We start from the raw sequence: 16221 nt of genomic DNA on the forward strand, positions 1-16221 counted from the left end.
ATGACGCAACCAGATGCAATCACTCGCCACACGCTTTCAGTGCTGGTTGAGGACGTCGACGGAATTATCACCCGTGTTACCGCCCTGTTTACCCGTCGCGGGTACAACCTGGTCTCGCTCGTTTCGGCGAAGACGTCGAAAGAGGGCGTGAACCGGTTGACGGTGGTGGTCGATGCAACGGAGCGTTCTGTCGAGCAGATCGTCAAACAGCTCTACAAGCTGATCCAAGTGCTTAAGGTGCAGCAGCTTGACGACGACACCACGGTCGGCCGCCAGCTGCTGCTGGTCAAGGTCAACGCGGACAATCAAACCCGTCCGCAGGTGGTGGACGCTGCCAACCTGTTCCGAGCGCGCGTGATCGATGTTGCGGTGGACTCTGTTGTTATTGAGGCCACCGGTGAGTCACCGAAGTTGAAGGCGTTTTTGGACGTCATGGATACGTTCGGTATCCGCGAGCTTGCCCGATCAGGCACGGTAGCGCTGACGCGTGGCTCTAAAACTTTGGCTTTATTGGACTAAAAACACCCACAAACTGAGGCGGCTGTGTCATAATGTGAAACGCCCGTCTCACAGAATGAAGAAAGAAGCGAGAACTATGGCTATTGAAGTGCTTTACGACCAAGACGCAGACCTGTCCCTGATCCAGGGCAAGAAGGTTGCAATCATCGGCTACGGCTCCCAGGGTCACGCGCACGCTCAGAACCTGCGCGAGTCCGGCGTCGAGGTGGTTGTTGGCCTTCGCGACGGCTCCAAGTCCGCAGAAAAGGCCCGCGAGGCCGGCTTTGATGTGAAGACGAATGCTGAGGCAGCTGCATGGGCTGACGTGATCATGCTGCTCGCCCCGGATACCTCCCAGGCCAAGATCTTCGAAGAGGACATCGAGCCGAACCTGAAGGACGGCGACGCCCTGTTCTTTGGGCATGGTCTGAACATCCATTTCGGCCTGATCAAGCCGGCAGACAACATCACCGTCGGCATGGTTGCTCCGAAGGGTCCGGGCCACCTGGTGCGTCGCACCTTCGCCGACGGCAAGGGTGTGCCGTGCCTGATCGCCGTGGAGCAGGATCCGCAGGGCAACGGTCGTGAGCTTGCGCTGTCCTACGCTGCCGCAATCGGTGGCGCACGCGCTGGCGTTATCCCGACCACCTTCGAGGCCGAGACTGTCACCGACCTGTTCGGTGAGCAGGCAGTGCTCTGTGGTGGCCTCGAGGACCTGATCATGACCGGCTTCGACGTCTTGGTCGAGGCTGGCTACGAGCCGGAGATGGCGTATTTCGAGTGCCTCCACGAGATGAAGCTGATCGTCGACCTGATCTACGAAGGCGGCATTGCCAACATGAACTACTCCGTGTCTGACACGGCAGAGTTTGGCGGTTACCTCTCTGGTCCGCGTGTCATCGACGCCTCGGCGAAGGATCGTATGCGCGACATCCTGAAGGATATCCAGGACGGCACCTTTACCAAGCGCCTCGTCGCCAACGTTGAGGGTGGCAACAAGGAGCTCGAGGGTCTGCGCGACAAGGTTGCACAGCACCCGATTGAGAAGACCGGTGCAGAGCTTCGCGACATGATGAGCTGGGTGAAGAACCCGCTTACCGACACTGCCCGCTAATTCGGCAGGTAAACGTAGCCCTCGGATCAATGTGATTCGAGGGCTTTGTCGTGCTTCTCCCGCACAAGCCCGCACGGCAGAGCAAACCCCGCGCCCGGAGAGTGGGTGCGGGGTAGTCGGATCGCGCCGAATAATTAGTTGGTGGCCGGTGCGTCAGCCGGAGCCTCCTCCTGGGCGCCTTCCGGTGCGATGGAGTCGATGACCTCCTCGACGACGTTTGTCGTCTCGGTCGCGGTAGCGTCGGCCTCGTTGGCGTCAGTGTTGGCGTCCTCAGCGGCGTCCTCGGCCGGTGCGGTTTCGGTAACGGTGCCGTCTTCGACCGTGGTGGTCTCGTTAACAACCTCGGTGGCTGCAGTCGTGGTGGAGGTGTCTACGGTGGCGTCGCCCTCGGTGTCGTCGCCGGTAAACAGGTTCCACAGCAAGGCCAAAAGCAGGAGTGCTGCCAGAATGCCCAGGAGCCACTTCCACCATCCGCCGCCACCGTTATCGTCGTCAGTCACTGCAGTGGAGCCAGCAGCCGGACGCGCCGGTGCGGTGGTCGAAGCCTCAGGGGTAGTGCGCTCGACGCGAACATCCTCGGTCGGGTCGTTCGGGTTTTGATTCGGGTTCGGGGTGGTCATTTGCTAATTCCTTTCGTTATTACTTATCCGCGCCGCTCGGGGCGGATTCATGGTGAACCGCCCGTGACGTGCTCGGATATGCGAACGGTCGCCCACTGTAACAAAGTATGACGATTTGGCTCGGCAGGATTTCGCCCCGGGGAGGCGCGAAGGATTCGTTTCTCCTCGTGAGCGCTGCGGAAAGCATCCCGGCAGCGATTTTCAATAAATTGTCATTAACGTGTTGGTGTTCCTATGGTTGTCGTTATGCACAACCATTCAGATCACGCTCATCATGATCATGCTCATGGCGCACGTGTTGACGCGCCGACGAAAGCGATCGGCGCCGCACTTGCCGTTACCGCAACGGTCTTCGTCGCGGAGTTGGTCGGAGGTGTGATTTCGGGATCGGTCGCGCTGCTTGCGGATGCGATGCACATGTTGTCGGACGCGGCCGGGCTGATCATTGCGATGGCGGCGGTGCTCGTCGGTAAGCGTGCAGCCACGTCATACGCGACCTACGGCTACCGCCGTGTCGAGGTGCTCGCGGCGATGATTAATGCCGCGACAGTGCTGGCAGTCTCCGCCTGGATTGCAATCGAGGCCCTGCGCAGGCTGCGGGATCCAGCCCCGATTGATACGGGTCCGATGATGATCATCGCCACGATCGGCCTTGCGGCGAACGCGTTGTCGGCGTGGATTTTGTACTCCCAGCAAAAGGAGTCGATCAACGTACGCGGTGCATACCTCCACGTGTTGGTGGATATGTTCGGGTCTATCGCCGTGCTGGGGGCCGGCGCAATTGTCGCGCTGACCGGCTTTACTGCGGCTGACCCCATTGCGTCGTTGCTGATCGCGGGCCTGATTGTTCCTCGTGCGTGGAAACTCATGGCGGAGTCGGTGGGTGTGATGCTGGAGCGTGTGCCCGAAGGGTTTGACGCCGAGGAAGTCGAGGCTGAGTTACGTGCACTGCCTGGGGTGAGGGATTTGCATGACCTGCACTTGTGGTCGCTTGACGGGGTGTCGGTGATTGCAACGGTTCACATTGTGGCGGCGGAAGGAGAAGACCGCGATCAGTTGCTGGATCGGGTTCAGGCGGAGTTGCACCGGCTGGGTGTGGAGCATGCGACAGTGCAAATTGAGCTGCCAGAGCACATCGAGCACGAGACGGTGTGCTGATTCTGTCCTACGCTAAGGCATATGGGCTTTACTACGCCGAGCTATTCGCTCAAGGATCTATTTTCCCGCGCTGAGCGCGGCGAGCTGCAGCTGCCTGATTTTCAGCGCTCATACCTGTGGGACGTGGATCGGGTGCGCACGTTGGTCACCTCCGTGCTGCGTGGCTACCCGGTCGGTTCTTTCCTCGCGCTCGATACTCGCAACGCGGAGCAGCGTTTTAAACCACGCCCGCTTGAGGGGGTGAATGTTGCTGGAGTGGAACCGGGCCTGTTGCTTCTCGACGGCCAACAGCGCCTCACGTCGCTCTTTCACGCATTTAAGGGTGATGGGGAGGTGAGCACGGTGGACTATCTTGGGCGACCGATTTCCCGGAAGTTCATGGTGGACGTACGAGCGGCGGTGGCACACACGCCGATGCCGGTGGAAGCCGTGTTTGCTGTCGATGGGGAAGGGAATGTCCGATCCCACTTTGGGCCGGACATTCCAGGTGGCATCCGAAATCGCGATGACATGATCGAGCACGCTGTGATGCCGGTTTCGATGTTGCTCTGGAAAGAGGGCAACGATCTCCTCGTCGATATGGCGGCACATGCACAACACGACGAGGTGCGTACTGCCGTGAAGCGATTTATCAATGCGGTGATGCGTGAACTGCCTGCGTACGACATTCCAATGATCCGCCTGGACCGCGATACTGCACAAGAGGGAGTGGGGCAGATCTTTGCGTTTGCTAACTCGGCAGGTGTGCAGATGGATGTGTTCGAGCTCCTTACCGCGACATATGCAACCCAAGACCCGACGTTCGACTTGGCTAGCCACTGGGAAGAACTCGCAGCCCAGTTTGATTGCTATGACGTGCTCAAGGGCATCGGCCGTGTGGAATTCCTGCGTGCACTGTCACTGTTGCTGACCAGTCGGCAGGGGCCTGCTTTGGGCCACCGTGGTGACATCCTCAACATCACGATCGAGGATTACCGTGCACATGCCGATGAGATGGCCCGCGGGTTCGTTGCGGTCGCCCAGTTCCTGCAGGAGCGACGTATCGTCGCTGCGGATCAAGTCCCTTACCCTGCGCAACTCATCCCGCTCGCGGTTATGCTTGCGCGCCTGGCCGAACGTCCCGAACTTGCAGGAAAGAAGGAAGTCGGTGACAGGCTCAACCGTTGGTTCTGGTGCGGCGTGTTCGGTGAGCTTTATGCCGCGCACGCGCCGACAATCCGCATCGGCGTAGACGTCTCTGAAGTCATCCCGTGGGTCTGCGGAGAGACCGACGCCGAGCCACGTACGGTCGCCGATGCACGTTTCCACGAATCCCGTCTCTATACCGCAACCGCGGACAGTGGGATCTACCGTGGGCTGTATTCGTTACTGATGGCACGCGGCGCGCGTGACTGGCGCACTGGAGAGCACTTCGACAAATCCACAGTGGCCGAACTGAAACCTCGCTTCGGCCAGATCTTCCCGTGGGAGTACCTACGCGAATTCGGTGTCGACGAGCAGCTGGCCGACAGCGTGCTCAACCGCACGCCGATGGGCCGTCGTACCGAGGTCGTCATTGAGCAAAACGAGCCGAAACGCTACCTGCCCAGGCTGCAGTCCAAGTCGCTGCTTGACGACGATGACTTTGACGCCCTGCTCGAAAGCCACGAAGTCGACCCAGAAGCACTGCTGACATCTAACTGGGAGCGATTTATCGCTGATCGTCGTGAACGGTTCATCGGCATGATTGAATACGCGATGGACCGCAACGTTCTCGGCGACGAAGGATTGTGCGACGACGCAGAATAGGAACAGCACAGGGGAGAGACACGAAGGAGGACCGGTGAAGCATTCCGGGTACGCATCGCTTGCCGTGCTATCGGCGGGCGTACTGCTCGCCGCATGCACTCCGGATGTCCAACTTGGCCCTTACGATCGCGCCCGTAGCGTCAACGTCGCAGGGCATGTCTCCAAAACGTTTGAGCCTCACCCGGTGGTGCTCGACGACCCACTTGGCATGGAAACCGCGAAGTTGTTCTTCCCGCGCTCCGAAACGCTCGTGCTTTCCGACGACACCCCGGAGGCGCAACTTCGCGCAGCCTCCATCGCAGTGACCGCACATGCCCCGATGATGGTCTACGACGGAGCACGCCACGCCGAATACGTCTCCATGATCGCCGACATGCACACGGTGACCGTCTTAACTGTCGGTGATGTCGCTATGGCTCCCGCATCTGGTGCAGTACGTATCCGACGCGACCCCGGCGGGATGCGCGCGCTCGGCGAGATGACTTCGCTGCGCTTCGTTGAACGCACTATCGATGACCCTGCTGACAGTGCCCGCGCAGTCGCCGAACTCAACGGTAACGATCCCACTTGGCTACGTGCTACCTGGGCAGATCCCGTGGCTAAACCCGGCGCCCAAGCGCAACCGTTTCCCGTCCAATCGCGCCGGGATGCGCATATGTCGCCGAAGGTGGTGGCCACGTGGCAGTCGTCGATACCCGCGATTGCGAATGCGAGGAGTTACGGTGCCGCGGTGGAGATCGTGCCGCTGCCGGATCCGCGGAAAGCGGAAGCGACGTTGTTCGCCATGGCGGGGCTTTCTGATAAGTCGCTTATTGCGCTGGGGACGCAATTCGGCTCGAGTGAGGAGTTGGCGTTTCGTATCCGTCAGTCGGAGCGGAATCGTTAAACCCAAGCGCTAAGGAGTGCTAATGTGGGCGCCAGAATCTACACAGTGAGAAAGGTGTCCCAGAATATGAAAATCGCGGTGATTGCTGGCGACGGTATCGGCCAAGAAGTTATGGCGGAGGGGCTCAAGGTCCTCAACGCGGTGCGCGATGACGTCGAGACCACCGAATATGACCTCGGAGCGCGCCGCTACCTGCGCAACGGCGAGCTGCTGACGGACGAGGACTTGGAAAGCCTCGCCGAACACGATGCGATTCTGCTCGGCGCGATCGGCGACCCGGCGCGCGTGCCTGCGGGTGTGCTCGAGCGCGGCCTGCTGCTGCCGCTGCGTTTCAAGTTGGACCATTACGTCAATCTGCGGCCGTCGAAGCTCTACCCATCGTCGACGAGCCCGCTCGCAAACCCTGGTGAGATCGACTTTGTTGTGGTCCGTGAAGGTACCGAGGGGCTCTATGCTGGTAACGGCGGTACCTTGCGTCGGGGCACCCCGCACGAAGTTGCTTCCGAGGTTTCTCAGAACACGTATTTCGGCGCTGAGCGTGTTGCTCGGTACGCGTTTGAGTTGGCAATGACGCGCCGCAAGAAGGTCACGCTCGTGCACAAGACCAACGTGCTGGTCAACGCAGGTGGCTTGTGGCAGCGCGTGGTCGACGAGTTGTCGCAGGAGTTCCCGGAGGTCGAGGTGGACTACAACCACATCGATGCTGCAACGATTTACATGGTGCAGGACCCGTCGCGCTACGACGTGATTGTCACCGACAACCTTTTCGGCGACATCCTGACTGACCTGGCAGGTGCGGTTGCGGGCGGTGTGGGGCTGGCGTGCTCCGGCAACATCAATGCTGCACGTGAGTTCCCATCCATGTTCGAACCGGTGCACGGCTCTGCACCGGATATCGCGGGCCAGGGGATTGCTGATCCCACGGCAATGATTCTGTCTGTGGCGATGATGCTGCGCTTCCTTGGCGACGACACCAACGCCGCCCGCATCGAAGAAGCAGTCGAGCGCGACGTGACCCAACGTGGAGACACGCCGGTGCGTACCACCGAGGTAGGTGAGCGCATCGTCGACGCCCTCGCGTAGGGTCGAGCGCATGGTTTCTTCCCGGAAGATCACACGTGCGTCCCTTGCCATTTTCTGTGCTTCTACGCTTGCCCTGACTGGCTGCGGCGCAGGCGACGGAGGACTCGGTGGGGGCTCTCAGTCCGATGCTGGCGCCAAGAACGCCCTTGCCACCGATGGTGACGAGGTGGTTCAGGACGCCGACGGCACGGGTGTGGAAGTCTCGCAGCGCTTCTTCGAGTCTTCGGACACGGTGGTGGTCTCTGCGAAGGATCGCGATCAGCAGCTTCGGGCTGCCGCGATTGCAGTGGAACTAGGTGCGCCGCTTCTGGTGCGCCTCGATGGCACCGACGCCGCGATTGATGCAGAGGTTGAACGCCTTGGCGCGTCCCGGGTAATTGAGGTTCCGGGCGATGACGACGCGGTAGCAGCGACTGAACCGGTCGTAGCCGAGCGTGCCGAAGAAGATGTGGCGGCGATTGCGGCACTCGAGGCAAAGAACCCGCGTGACTTGCAGATGCCGCCAGTGTTTGCCACGGCGGTCTCCTCGCGTGCGTCGGTGGCCACAGCTCGCGCAGCAGGTGCGGATGTGCAGGTGTTGGCGGCTGCGGACCCGCGGGCGTCGTCGCAAAGCATGCGCGATGTTATGGAACAGGACGTGCTCGCGCTTGGCCGCCAGTGGGGCTCGAACGAGAACTTCCGTGCGCGTGCAGCACTCGCCGCCAATGGTGAACTGCCTGGTGGCGGCGGACTGGTGTTCCCAGGCCGGCGCATGATTGCGCTCTACGGCCATCCGTACAGCCCAGAGCTCGGAGTGATGGGGGAGCAGGACCCTGCCGCAGCAGTTGAACTGGCGAAGCAATACGCCTCCTGGTACGAGCCGCTGGAGGATCAGCCGATCATTCCTGCCTTCGAGGTCATTGCATCGGTGGCATCGGAGTTCCCGGGCGACGACGGTAACTACTCCAACGAGACGCCGATGGAAGATATCGCCCCGTATGTGGATGCCATCGTGGACGCAGGTGGCTACGCCGTAATCGACCTGCAGCCGGGCCAGGGCAACTTCCTGGAGCAGGCCAAGATCTACGAGGAGCTGCTCAAGCGACCGAACGTTGGTTTGGCACTTGATGCGGAATGGAAGCTAAACCCTGGTGAGCAGCCGCTTTCGCGTATCGGTAGCGCAACCGCAGCCGAAATCAATGAGGTCGCCGACTGGCTTGCAGCGCTTGTCCGCGACAACAACCTGCCACAGAAGGCATTGATTCTGCACCAGTTCCAGGTTGGAATGTACCCGGACCGCGAAAACATTGTCACCGGGCAGCCGGAACTGGCATGGATCCTTCACGCGGACGGTCATGGGCTGCCGGAGCAGAAGTTCGACACGTGGAACATCCTGCGTCAGGGGTTGGACCCGAATTACTTCATGGCGTGGAAGAACTTTATCGACGAGGATTCTCCCATGTTTACTCCGGAGCAGACCTATGCCGACGTGAATCCTCGCCCGTGGTTTGTGAGCTACCAGTAGTTTTCCAAAAATTCGCCGTGTGGGGGTCGTGCTCACGCTAGGCTTCGGGCATGAGCGTGGAATTGGACGAGGTCTACGGCTTCCTGGCCCAGCACGAGCCGTTTTCAAGCCTCCCTGAAGAGAAGATCCGGGCCCTGCCCGCACAGATGGGGATCACCTATGTGCGCCGCGGTCAAGTCGTTGTGGATCTCGGCCAGCCCAACGACACGCTGTACATCATTCGCTCGGGTGCGATTGACATCGTCAGCGATGACAACTTGCTGCTGGACCGTCGCGATACAGGCCTGAACTTCGGCTACTCCACGCTGGTAGGTCCGCGTGAATCGCAGTATGTGATGGAAGCGGTGGAAGACAGCGTGTTGCTCATGCTGCCGCGCGAGGTGTTCACAGGCCTGCTCGATGCGCATCCTGAGCTGCACAGGTTCTTTGAATCGGCGTCTCGTCGTCTCAAAGTGGCAGCGGAAGAGGTGCGTGATGGGGGGACGGCGAGTGTGCTGCGTACGCCCATTGCGCATATTGTCGACGGCCGCCCTGCCGTCACCTGTGACGCAACTGCACCAATCGCGCACGCTGCCGGTGTGATGAACGAGCACGATGCGAGTTGCCTCGTCGTCGTCGGAGGTGAGCAGATCGGCATCCTCACAGACAAGGACATGCGTTCTCGCGTTGTCGCAGCGCAAGTGGACCCGTCACGGCCTATTGCACATGTGATGTCCTCACCAGTGCGCACCATCCCGGAAACAGCGTTGGTGTTTGAGGCGATGCTCGCGATGAGCGAGTTGGGGATCCACCACCTGCCGGTTGAAGGCGCCGGAGGTGTGTGCGGTGTGCTGACCTCATTCGACATCATGCGCCTGCTGCAAGCAGACCCGATCTACTTGGCAGCAGATGTGCAGCAGAGTACGTACGAGGAGCTCGAGGGAGCCTACGATGCCGCGGCAAACGTGGCTGTGCGGTTCTTTGAGCGAGGCGCGTCCGCAGCTGAGACACAGCGCCTGCTGACATCGATTGCGGATTCCATCGCTCGCCGTCTAGGCGAGCTAGCGGAGGAGCAGCTGGGGCCAGCACCGGTGCCGTACGCCTTTGTCGCGGTAGGCAGTCAGGCTCGCGCGGAGATGGGGCCAGCCTCCGACCAAGACAACGCGTTGGTCCTCGCGGACAGTTACGACGAAGAAACCCATGGGGAGTACTTCACCGCGCTGACACAGTTTGTCTGCGAGGGTCTCGCGCATGCAGGTCAGGCGTTATGCCCGGGGGAGATGATGGCGTCGAACCCAAAGTGGCGCATGACGCAGTCGCAGTGGTCGCGCATGTTCCACACTTGGGTCACTGCACCTGATCCGAACGCGTTGCTGCACGCGCAGGTATTTTTCGATTTCCGCGCGATCTTCGGCTCAGGCGAGGGGTGGCGCTCGCTGGCTGATGAGGTGCATGAGGCGGCGTTGTCGTCGGCGCGCGGGTCGCGCCGTCTACATACGCACTTGGCAGCTCTGGCTACGTTCCGAGAGCCTCCAGTGGGCTTTTTCCGTGGCTTCGTGCTTGAGCGCGACGGCGAGTATGCGAACACGCTAGACATCAAACGCGGTGGTACTGCCGCTGTGGTGCAGATGGCTCGGTTGTACTCCATCGTGGCCGGTGTCAGTGCGGTGGATACGCCTACACGCCTGCGTGCCTCTGCCGGCGAGGCGGTATCGACGAAGGGAGCGTCGGATCTGGCAGACGCTTACGAGTACCTTTCGGACCTTGTCATGAAACACCAGTCGCAGCAGGTGCGCGCCGGGGAGGAGCCGAACTACCGCATTGATCCGAAGCAGTTGCAATCCCTGGATCGGGCCGCGTTGCGCGATGCGTTCGGTGTGATCAAGTCGCTGCAGAACGCGCTGGCGTCGAAGTACCCGACGCGGGCGGTGTGAGATGTTCTTTCGACCGAAAGCGCGGGTGCTTAACGACGACGCCCTGCTGGCCGTCGACGTCGAAACCACTGGACTCAAGCCGGAGAAGCATGAGATGGTCTCCATCGGCTGGGTTCCCGTCGACGGGCGTGTGATCGATTTATCACAGGCACAGTACTTCGTTCTCGCAGGCGCCCAAGTTGGCGATACGGTCACGCTTCACGGGGTGACTGACGACGATATTGCGAACAAAGGCGTCGCCGCTGCCGAAGTACTCGACGCGTTTGATCGTGCCCTTGAAGGACGCAAGTTGTTGGCCCACTTTGCGCAGATGGAGCTAGGTTTCGTCGCAAAGCTGCAAAAAGATGTCAAGGGCAAGCGATGGGGCCTGCGCGAGAGCGAGGTAGTGGATACCTTCGCGATGGAGCGGCGACACATGGAGCGCATGGGTACGTATCCGCGCGGCGAGGACCTCAGGCTTGCGCGCGTGCGACAGCGCTACAATTTGCCCGACTACGCGAACCACAACGCGCTTACCGACGCGATTGCGTGCGCGGAGTTGTACCTGGCGCTGAGCGCGCAGTAGACGTCAGTGAATCCCAAATGCGCCACAATGACAGTGGGGTTGTATGCTCGATCACATGCGTTTTGGACGAATTGCAACACCTGAAGGAATGACGTTCGCCGTTATCGACGATGCGGGAACGACCGCAAAGGCGATCAAGGGCACGCCGTTTAGTGCGCCGGAGTACACCGGCAAAGAATACGACCTTGACCAGGTGAGGTTGCTTGCACCGACGCTACCGTCGAAGATCGTCGCTGTGGGACGCAACTACGCGGACCACGTAGCTGAGGTGTTCAAGCAATCCGCCGAGCACCTGCCGCCGACAATCTTTATCAAGCCGTCGACCGCCGTGATTGGCCCTGGTGCCGCTATTAAGATCCCGGAGTTCGCCACAGGCGTCGAGTTTGAGGGCGAGCTGGCGCTCGTCGTTGGCGTTCCATGCAAAAACGTCAAGGCTGAGGACTGGAAGTCTGTGATCCGTGGCGTGACCATCATCAACGATGTCTCCTCGCGTGACCTCCAGTTCGCGGACGGTCAGTGGGCGCGCGCCAAGGGCATGGACACCTTCGGTCCGCTCGGTCCTTGGATTGAGACGGACCTGGATAAGTTCGACTTTGCCAACCTGCCGATCAAGGCGCACCACACCCACGACGGTAAAACGGAGACCAAGCAGGACTCCAACTCGAACCAGATGATCAAGTCGGTTGGAGAGATGGTGGAGTGGGTCTCCCAGTCCTTTACTCTGCTGCCGGGCGATGTCATTGCAACCGGTTCGCCGGCGGGTACCGCAGAGATGGTTCCGGGCGACTACATCGAGGTTGAGATCCCAGGTATCGGCAAACTGGGCAACCCCGTCGAGCGCGCCTAGAACGCAGGCTCGCTTTTGGGCCGTGTTTACAGGCCCAGCGCGCGCATGATCGTGCGCAGTTTGGCTGAAGTCTCGTCGAGTTCGGCCTGTGGGTCGGAGTCTGCGGTGAGCCCGCCACCGGCCCAGGCGCGGGCGTGTGTGCCGTCGCCGTTGACCTCCGCACAACGGATGGCAACCATGTATTCGCCATCACCTGCGGCATCGGTATATCCGACCGCGCCGGCGTAGAAACCGCGATCCGATTCGGCGGTGGTAATCAGGGCTTCTGCGGCGGCGGGTGGGGTGCCGCACACAGCAGGGGTGGGGTAGAGACGCATTGCCAGATCCAGCGCTGTTGGTGCCGGTTCCTTCAACGTGCCGCTAATCGGTGTGGCAAGGTGCCACATCTCGCTGGTCTTTTCTAGGATTGGGCGCTCTGAAATCTGCAGGTCAGAGCAAAGTGGCTCGAGGACCTCGCGGATGTGCTCGACAACGAAGCGGTGTTCGTCGAAATCCTTTTGCGACGACGCCAGTGCCTCCGCCGCGGCGCGGTCCGCCGCCGGATCGTGCGGTACACGTGCTGCTGAACCTGCAAGGGGGTAGGAGGTCACCTTGTTGCCACGGCGGCGCACCAGGACTTCGGGGGAGGAGCCGACTAGGAAATGTCCCGTGCGGCCAGATGGGGTGAGATCCGCGATGAAACCGTCGTGCGTGTAGGACAGATCGATCAACCTGGCCGCGACGAGGCGTGGATCAACGGGCGGGTCGAAGGCGATGTCTACCGCACGGGCAAGCACAACCTTGTCCAACAGGGAGTTGCGGATAGTACCCACTGCGGCCTCAACGCGTCGAAGATGTTCCTCGGGGGAAGGGTCGACGTCGATAAGCGTTGCGTGAAGGCGAGAACCTGCGCCAATCCGGTAATACGGGTGCGGCTCTAGCGGGCCTGGCTCCCGAATGATGTGCTCTGGCACAGTGAGCGCCGCTGGGCAGTCCTGGTCAAAGGGGAGCGCACCTACAACCATTTCCACCTCGCCGCGCTCTAGCGCGTTGTTCGCTTCCCAGGCGTCGCTAAACGTGCGGGTGGCGCCTTGAGTGCGGACCGATCCTTCTGCGCGCGAAAGGAGAAAATCGGGCGCAGTGTCGGGGCGGCCGGATGGAGGGCCGGCAAGCGGGTTGACGGACATGGGCAAACACTCTAACTGGCTACGCTCGAAGACGCCTCGTCGGATCAGTTGCTTCGGATATACCCCAGGTTTATTGTTGCCTGTGTGAAAAATGGTAACAATGTGGCAGTTGGTGCGAAACGGGTTGGGCGGATCCGTAAAGCACTGGCAGGAAGCGTGGTAACGCTCATGATCGCCGCTGGGGTGGTCACTCCTGCCCCTGCACCGGCGCAAGACTTGTCTTCGCAGGCGAATCAGGCAGTTACAAACGCGGTCAACCAGGCAAATGCTGAGTGGAACAAGTTTGTCCAGATGGCCAACGACTCCCTGCCGCAAGGCTCATCGTTGCCGATCAACCCAGTTCCCGCCCCGCAAATTCCCGCGCCGAATCTCCCCGGTGCGTGGGCGCCCCAAGCGCCGGCGCCGGTGGCGAACGGGGCCAACGGCGAGGTCCGTGTAGCGGGACGAAGCTACCTCGTCTGGGTGCCGCGAGGGTACAACCCTGCACGTCCCACCCCGGTGATGGTGGGGTACTCCGCATATCAGGATTCCACGGAGAATTTTCGTAACTATTCACGCCTGCGTGAATCATCTGTCGGCCGCGACGCGATCATCGTTTACCCGCGCGCGATCATCGTTTACCCGCGCGCGATCGGAGCATCGTGGGAGGGATCCGCAACCGCAGCGACACGTCCAGGCCAAGACATCGCCTTTGTCCGCGCAATGATCAACGACGTCCAGCGCTACTACAACATCGATCGACGCCGGATCTACGCCACCGGCATGTCCACCGGTGGCGGCATGGCCGCAGTCTCCGCCTGCCACATGGCGGACTTGTTTGCTGGTGTTGCTGGCGTGTCCGGCGCGTACTACGCCCCGGTGAACCGTGGCTGCCAGAACCTGCCGGTCGCGTTCATGGCCATTCACGGCACCAACGACACACTCACCCCGTACCACGGCACTACTCGACGAGGCCAGCAAGTGCTGCCGGTGCCGGAGCTGTTTCAATCCTACGAGCGCCGCAACGGGTGCTTCGGGGGAGTCGATTCGCGCCCGGCAGGCAACAATGCGACTCGGGTGTCGTCGCGAAACTGCCGCAAGGGCGTGGAAGTGATCAAGGTGCATGGCTCGAACCACTTCTGGTGGTACTCGCCGTCTGCAGCAGACGAAATGTGGCGCTTCCTCATGCGCAACCCGAAGTAACGCGACATGTTGCTGGATCCTGGGCGGTGAGCGCCGGGGGAGGTTGGGCGTCGACAAGCGCAATGCATATGGCGCGCTACGATTGCCCCATGACTGAAAACCCCAATATGCGCGTTCGCTTCTGCCCGTCGCCGACCGGAACCCCACACGTGGGCATGGTCCGCACCGCCCTGTTCAACTGGGCGCAAGCCAAGCACTCCGGAGGCAAGTTCGTGTTCCGTATCGAGGACACGGATGCCGCCCGTGACTCCGAGGAGAGCTACCAGGCGATTATTGAGTCGCTCGAGTGGCTCGGCCTTGGCTGGGATGAAGGCATCAACGTCGGTGGCCCGCACGAGCCGTACCGTCAGTCGCAGCGCTCTGACATCTACGCCGATGTGCTGAACAAGCTCATCGAGGCCGGCGAGGTCTACCCGGCGTACTCCACCAACGAAGAGGTCCAGGAGCGTCACAAGGCCGCAGGCCGCGACCCGCAGCTGGGCTACGACAACTTTGACCGTGACCTCACCCAGGAACAGATTGACGCCTTTGAGGCCGAAGGCCGCAAGCCGGTCTGGCGCCTTCGCATGCCGGACCAGGATTGGACCTGGAACGACCTTGTGCGCGGTGAGGTCACCTTCAAGTCCGAAACCCAGCCAGACTACGTTGTCGCCCGCTCCAACGGCGCGCCGCTGTACACGCTGGTCAACCCTGTCGACGACGCGCTCATGGGTATTACCCACGTCCTGCGCGGTGAGGACCTGCTGTCCTCCACGCCACGTCAGCTCGCGCTTTACGAGGCGCTGAAGCGTATCGGTATTACGGATTTCACCCCCGAGTTCGGCCACCTGCCGTTCGTGATGGGCCAGGGCAACAAGAAGCTTTCCAAGCGTGACCCGGAATCCAACCTGTTTAACCACCGTGACAACGGCATCATCCCAGAAGGCATGATCAACTACCTCGCGCTGCTGGGCTGGTCGCTTTCTGCGGATCAGGACATCTTCTCTGTCGACGAGTTTGTCAAGGCCTTCGACGTCTCGGACGTGCTGGGTAACCCGGCCCGCTTCGACCAGAAGAAGCTTGAAGCAATCAACGCCGACCACATTCGCCTGCTTGAGCCGGAAGACTTCCGAAACCGCCTGCGCGAGTACTTCACCGAGTACACCGACTTCCCAGCGGATTACCCGGAAGACAAGTTCACCATTGCGGCGGATCTCGTGCAGACCCGTATCAAGGTGCTCTCCGATGCGTACGACCTGCTGAAGTTCCTTGTCATCGCGGACGATGACTTGGTGCTGGACGAGAAGAGTGCAAAGAAGAACCTCAAAGACACCGCCGTCGAGCCTTTGGATGCCGGTATTGCAGCGCTTGAGGCGATCGGTGAGGGGGAGTGGACCACCGAGAACATCGAAGCAGCGCTGAACAAGGCGCTGATCGAGGACCTCGAGCTCAAGCCGCGTGTCGCATTCGGTGCCCTGCGCGTGGGCACCACTGGTGCCGCGGTGTCCCCGCCGCTGTTCGAGTCCATGGACCTGCTTGGCCGTGAGTCCACGCTGAAGCGTCTCAAGGCTGCCCGCGCCGTTACGCCGTACCAGGCTGCAGAGTAGGAGCGCTACGGAGTAGGAACTACAACGCTGTTGTTTTCGTACGTTTAGGCCACCGCGTTTCTATGCGGTGGCCTGCGGATTTGGTACACATAGCGATTCATGGTTATAGTACTCCATGTTGTTCAGGCAGACAGCGCGGAACGGAAACGGAAAGCGCAGGTCAGGACTGAAAAACAATGGCCTATGGTGTAATTGGCAACACTACGGTTTCTGGTACCGTCATTCTAGGTTCGAGTCCTGGTAGGCCAGCTGCAGAGCAATTGCGTTCTGTGTCCTAATGCCCCGTTCGTCTAGCGGCCTAGGACGTCGCC

The 16221-nt window shown here is 60.8% G+C and carries 14 protein-coding genes and 1 tRNA gene; 13 read left to right on the forward strand and 2 right to left on the reverse strand.

Annotated elements, in window-relative coordinates:
- The gene (ilvN, locus tag HMPREF2785_RS10365; RefSeq protein ID WP_070615343.1) at window positions 1-519 is read left to right on the forward strand and encodes an acetolactate synthase small subunit; all 519 of its coding nucleotides are present in this window, start codon (window positions 1-3) and stop codon (window positions 517-519) included.
- Window positions 520-574: 55 nt separating this feature from the next.
- Entirely contained in the window at window positions 575-1612 is a 1038-nt protein-coding gene (gene ilvC, locus HMPREF2785_RS10370) for a ketol-acid reductoisomerase (protein WP_083279502.1), read from the forward strand.
- Window positions 1613-1746: 134 nt separating this feature from the next.
- On the opposite strand, the gene HMPREF2785_RS11870 is transcribed toward ilvC, so the two are convergent.
- Entirely contained in the window at window positions 1747-2232 is a 486-nt protein-coding gene (locus HMPREF2785_RS11870; RefSeq protein WP_070422974.1) for a hypothetical protein, read from the reverse strand.
- A 246-nt stretch (window positions 2233-2478) separates the two neighbouring features.
- Here HMPREF2785_RS11870 and HMPREF2785_RS10380 point away from each other — a divergent pair, with 246 nt between their 5' ends.
- The 8 genes from HMPREF2785_RS10380 to HMPREF2785_RS10415 all read left to right on the forward strand — a co-directional run bounded on the left by HMPREF2785_RS10380 (window position 2479) and on the right by HMPREF2785_RS10415 (window position 11976).
- Window positions 2479-3390 carry a cation diffusion facilitator family transporter gene (locus HMPREF2785_RS10380; RefSeq protein ID WP_070615409.1) on the forward strand — a complete coding sequence of 304 codons (912 nt, stop codon included), beginning with the start codon at window positions 2479-2481 and terminating at the stop codon, window positions 3388-3390.
- A gap of 21 nt (window positions 3391-3411) precedes the next feature.
- The gene (locus tag HMPREF2785_RS10385) at window positions 3412-5178 is read left to right on the forward strand and encodes a DUF262 domain-containing protein (protein WP_070615346.1); all 1767 of its coding nucleotides are present in this window, start codon (window positions 3412-3414) and stop codon (window positions 5176-5178) included.
- Between the two features lie 34 nt (window positions 5179-5212).
- Window positions 5213-6064 (forward strand): hypothetical protein, encoded by an 852-nt coding sequence (locus tag HMPREF2785_RS10390; protein ID WP_070615349.1) that lies wholly within the window; start codon window positions 5213-5215, stop codon window positions 6062-6064.
- Window positions 6065-6130: 66 nt separating this feature from the next.
- Window positions 6131-7147 carry a 3-isopropylmalate dehydrogenase gene (locus HMPREF2785_RS10395; protein ID WP_070422971.1) on the forward strand — a complete coding sequence of 339 codons (1017 nt, stop codon included), beginning with the start codon at window positions 6131-6133 and terminating at the stop codon, window positions 7145-7147.
- A 10-nt stretch (window positions 7148-7157) separates the two neighbouring features.
- Window positions 7158-8651, forward strand: a complete 1494-nt coding sequence (locus tag HMPREF2785_RS10400) for a cell wall-binding repeat 2 family protein (RefSeq protein ID WP_070615352.1) — start codon at window positions 7158-7160, stop codon at window positions 8649-8651.
- 50 nt (window positions 8652-8701) lie between these two features.
- On the forward strand, window positions 8702-10564 hold the full coding sequence (locus HMPREF2785_RS10405) for a DUF294 nucleotidyltransferase-like domain-containing protein (protein ID WP_070615355.1): 1863 nt from the start codon (window positions 8702-8704) through the stop codon (window positions 10562-10564).
- 1 nt (window position 10565) lies between these two features.
- Window positions 10566-11129, forward strand: coding sequence for an exonuclease domain-containing protein (locus tag HMPREF2785_RS10410; protein ID WP_070422968.1), 564 nt, complete (start codon window positions 10566-10568; stop codon window positions 11127-11129).
- Between the two features lie 55 nt (window positions 11130-11184).
- Entirely contained in the window at window positions 11185-11976 is a 792-nt protein-coding gene (locus HMPREF2785_RS10415) for a fumarylacetoacetate hydrolase family protein (RefSeq protein ID WP_083279509.1), read from the forward strand.
- Window positions 11977-12002: 26 nt separating this feature from the next.
- Here the strand turns inward: HMPREF2785_RS10415 and HMPREF2785_RS10420 are convergent, their stop codons facing one another.
- Window positions 12003-13142 carry an isochorismate synthase gene (locus HMPREF2785_RS10420; RefSeq protein WP_070484227.1) on the reverse strand — a complete coding sequence of 380 codons (1140 nt, stop codon included), beginning with the start codon at window positions 13140-13142 and terminating at the stop codon, window positions 12003-12005.
- Window positions 13143-13226: 84 nt separating this feature from the next.
- Here HMPREF2785_RS10420 and HMPREF2785_RS10425 point away from each other — a divergent pair, with 84 nt between their 5' ends.
- The 3 genes from HMPREF2785_RS10425 (at window position 13227) to HMPREF2785_RS10435 (ending at window position 16159) form a co-directional block, all read left to right on the forward strand.
- Window positions 13227-14324: a CE1 family esterase gene (locus HMPREF2785_RS10425; protein ID WP_210386116.1), complete on the forward strand. Its 1098-nt coding sequence runs from the start codon at window positions 13227-13229 to the stop codon at window positions 14322-14324.
- Between the two features lie 89 nt (window positions 14325-14413).
- Entirely contained in the window at window positions 14414-15910 is a 1497-nt protein-coding gene (gltX, locus tag HMPREF2785_RS10430; protein WP_070484224.1) for a glutamate--tRNA ligase, read from the forward strand.
- A gap of 177 nt (window positions 15911-16087) precedes the next feature.
- Window positions 16088-16159: transfer RNA gene (locus HMPREF2785_RS10435), tRNA-Gln, on the forward strand.
- Window positions 16160-16221: the final 62 nt, after the last annotated feature.

The sequence above is a fragment of the Corynebacterium sp. HMSC067D03 genome, from assembly GCF_001811185.1.
GTDB lineage: Bacteria > Actinomycetota > Actinomycetes > Mycobacteriales > Mycobacteriaceae > Corynebacterium > Corynebacterium coyleae.

Bases quoted from the DNA above. Each gene is read 5' to 3' on its own strand.
- ilvC (WP_083279502.1), top strand. From the start codon at position 575: ATGAAGAAAGAAGCGAGAACTATGGCTATTGAAGTGCTTTACGACCAA.
- gltX (WP_070484224.1), top strand. From the start codon at position 14,414: ATGACTGAAAACCCCAATATGCGCGTTCGCTTCTGCCCGTCGCCGACC.
- HMPREF2785_RS10405 (WP_070615355.1), top strand. From the start codon at position 8,702: ATGAGCGTGGAATTGGACGAGGTCTACGGCTTCCTGGCCCAGCACGAG.
- HMPREF2785_RS10420 (WP_070484227.1), bottom strand. From the start codon at position 13,142: ATGTCCGTCAACCCGCTTGCCGGCCCTCCATCCGGCCGCCCCGACACT.
- HMPREF2785_RS10395 (WP_070422971.1), top strand. From the start codon at position 6,131: ATGAAAATCGCGGTGATTGCTGGCGACGGTATCGGCCAAGAAGTTATG.
- HMPREF2785_RS10385 (WP_070615346.1), top strand. From the start codon at position 3,412: ATGGGCTTTACTACGCCGAGCTATTCGCTCAAGGATCTATTTTCCCGC.
- HMPREF2785_RS10415 (WP_083279509.1), top strand. From the start codon at position 11,185: ATGCGTTTTGGACGAATTGCAACACCTGAAGGAATGACGTTCGCCGTT.
- ilvN (WP_070615343.1), top strand. From the start codon at position 1: ATGACGCAACCAGATGCAATCACTCGCCACACGCTTTCAGTGCTGGTT.
- HMPREF2785_RS10410 (WP_070422968.1), top strand. From the start codon at position 10,566: ATGTTCTTTCGACCGAAAGCGCGGGTGCTTAACGACGACGCCCTGCTG.
- HMPREF2785_RS10400 (WP_070615352.1), top strand. From the start codon at position 7,158: ATGGTTTCTTCCCGGAAGATCACACGTGCGTCCCTTGCCATTTTCTGT.
- HMPREF2785_RS11870 (WP_070422974.1), bottom strand. From the start codon at position 2,232: ATGACCACCCCGAACCCGAATCAAAACCCGAACGACCCGACCGAGGAT.
- HMPREF2785_RS10380 (WP_070615409.1), top strand. From the start codon at position 2,479: ATGCACAACCATTCAGATCACGCTCATCATGATCATGCTCATGGCGCA.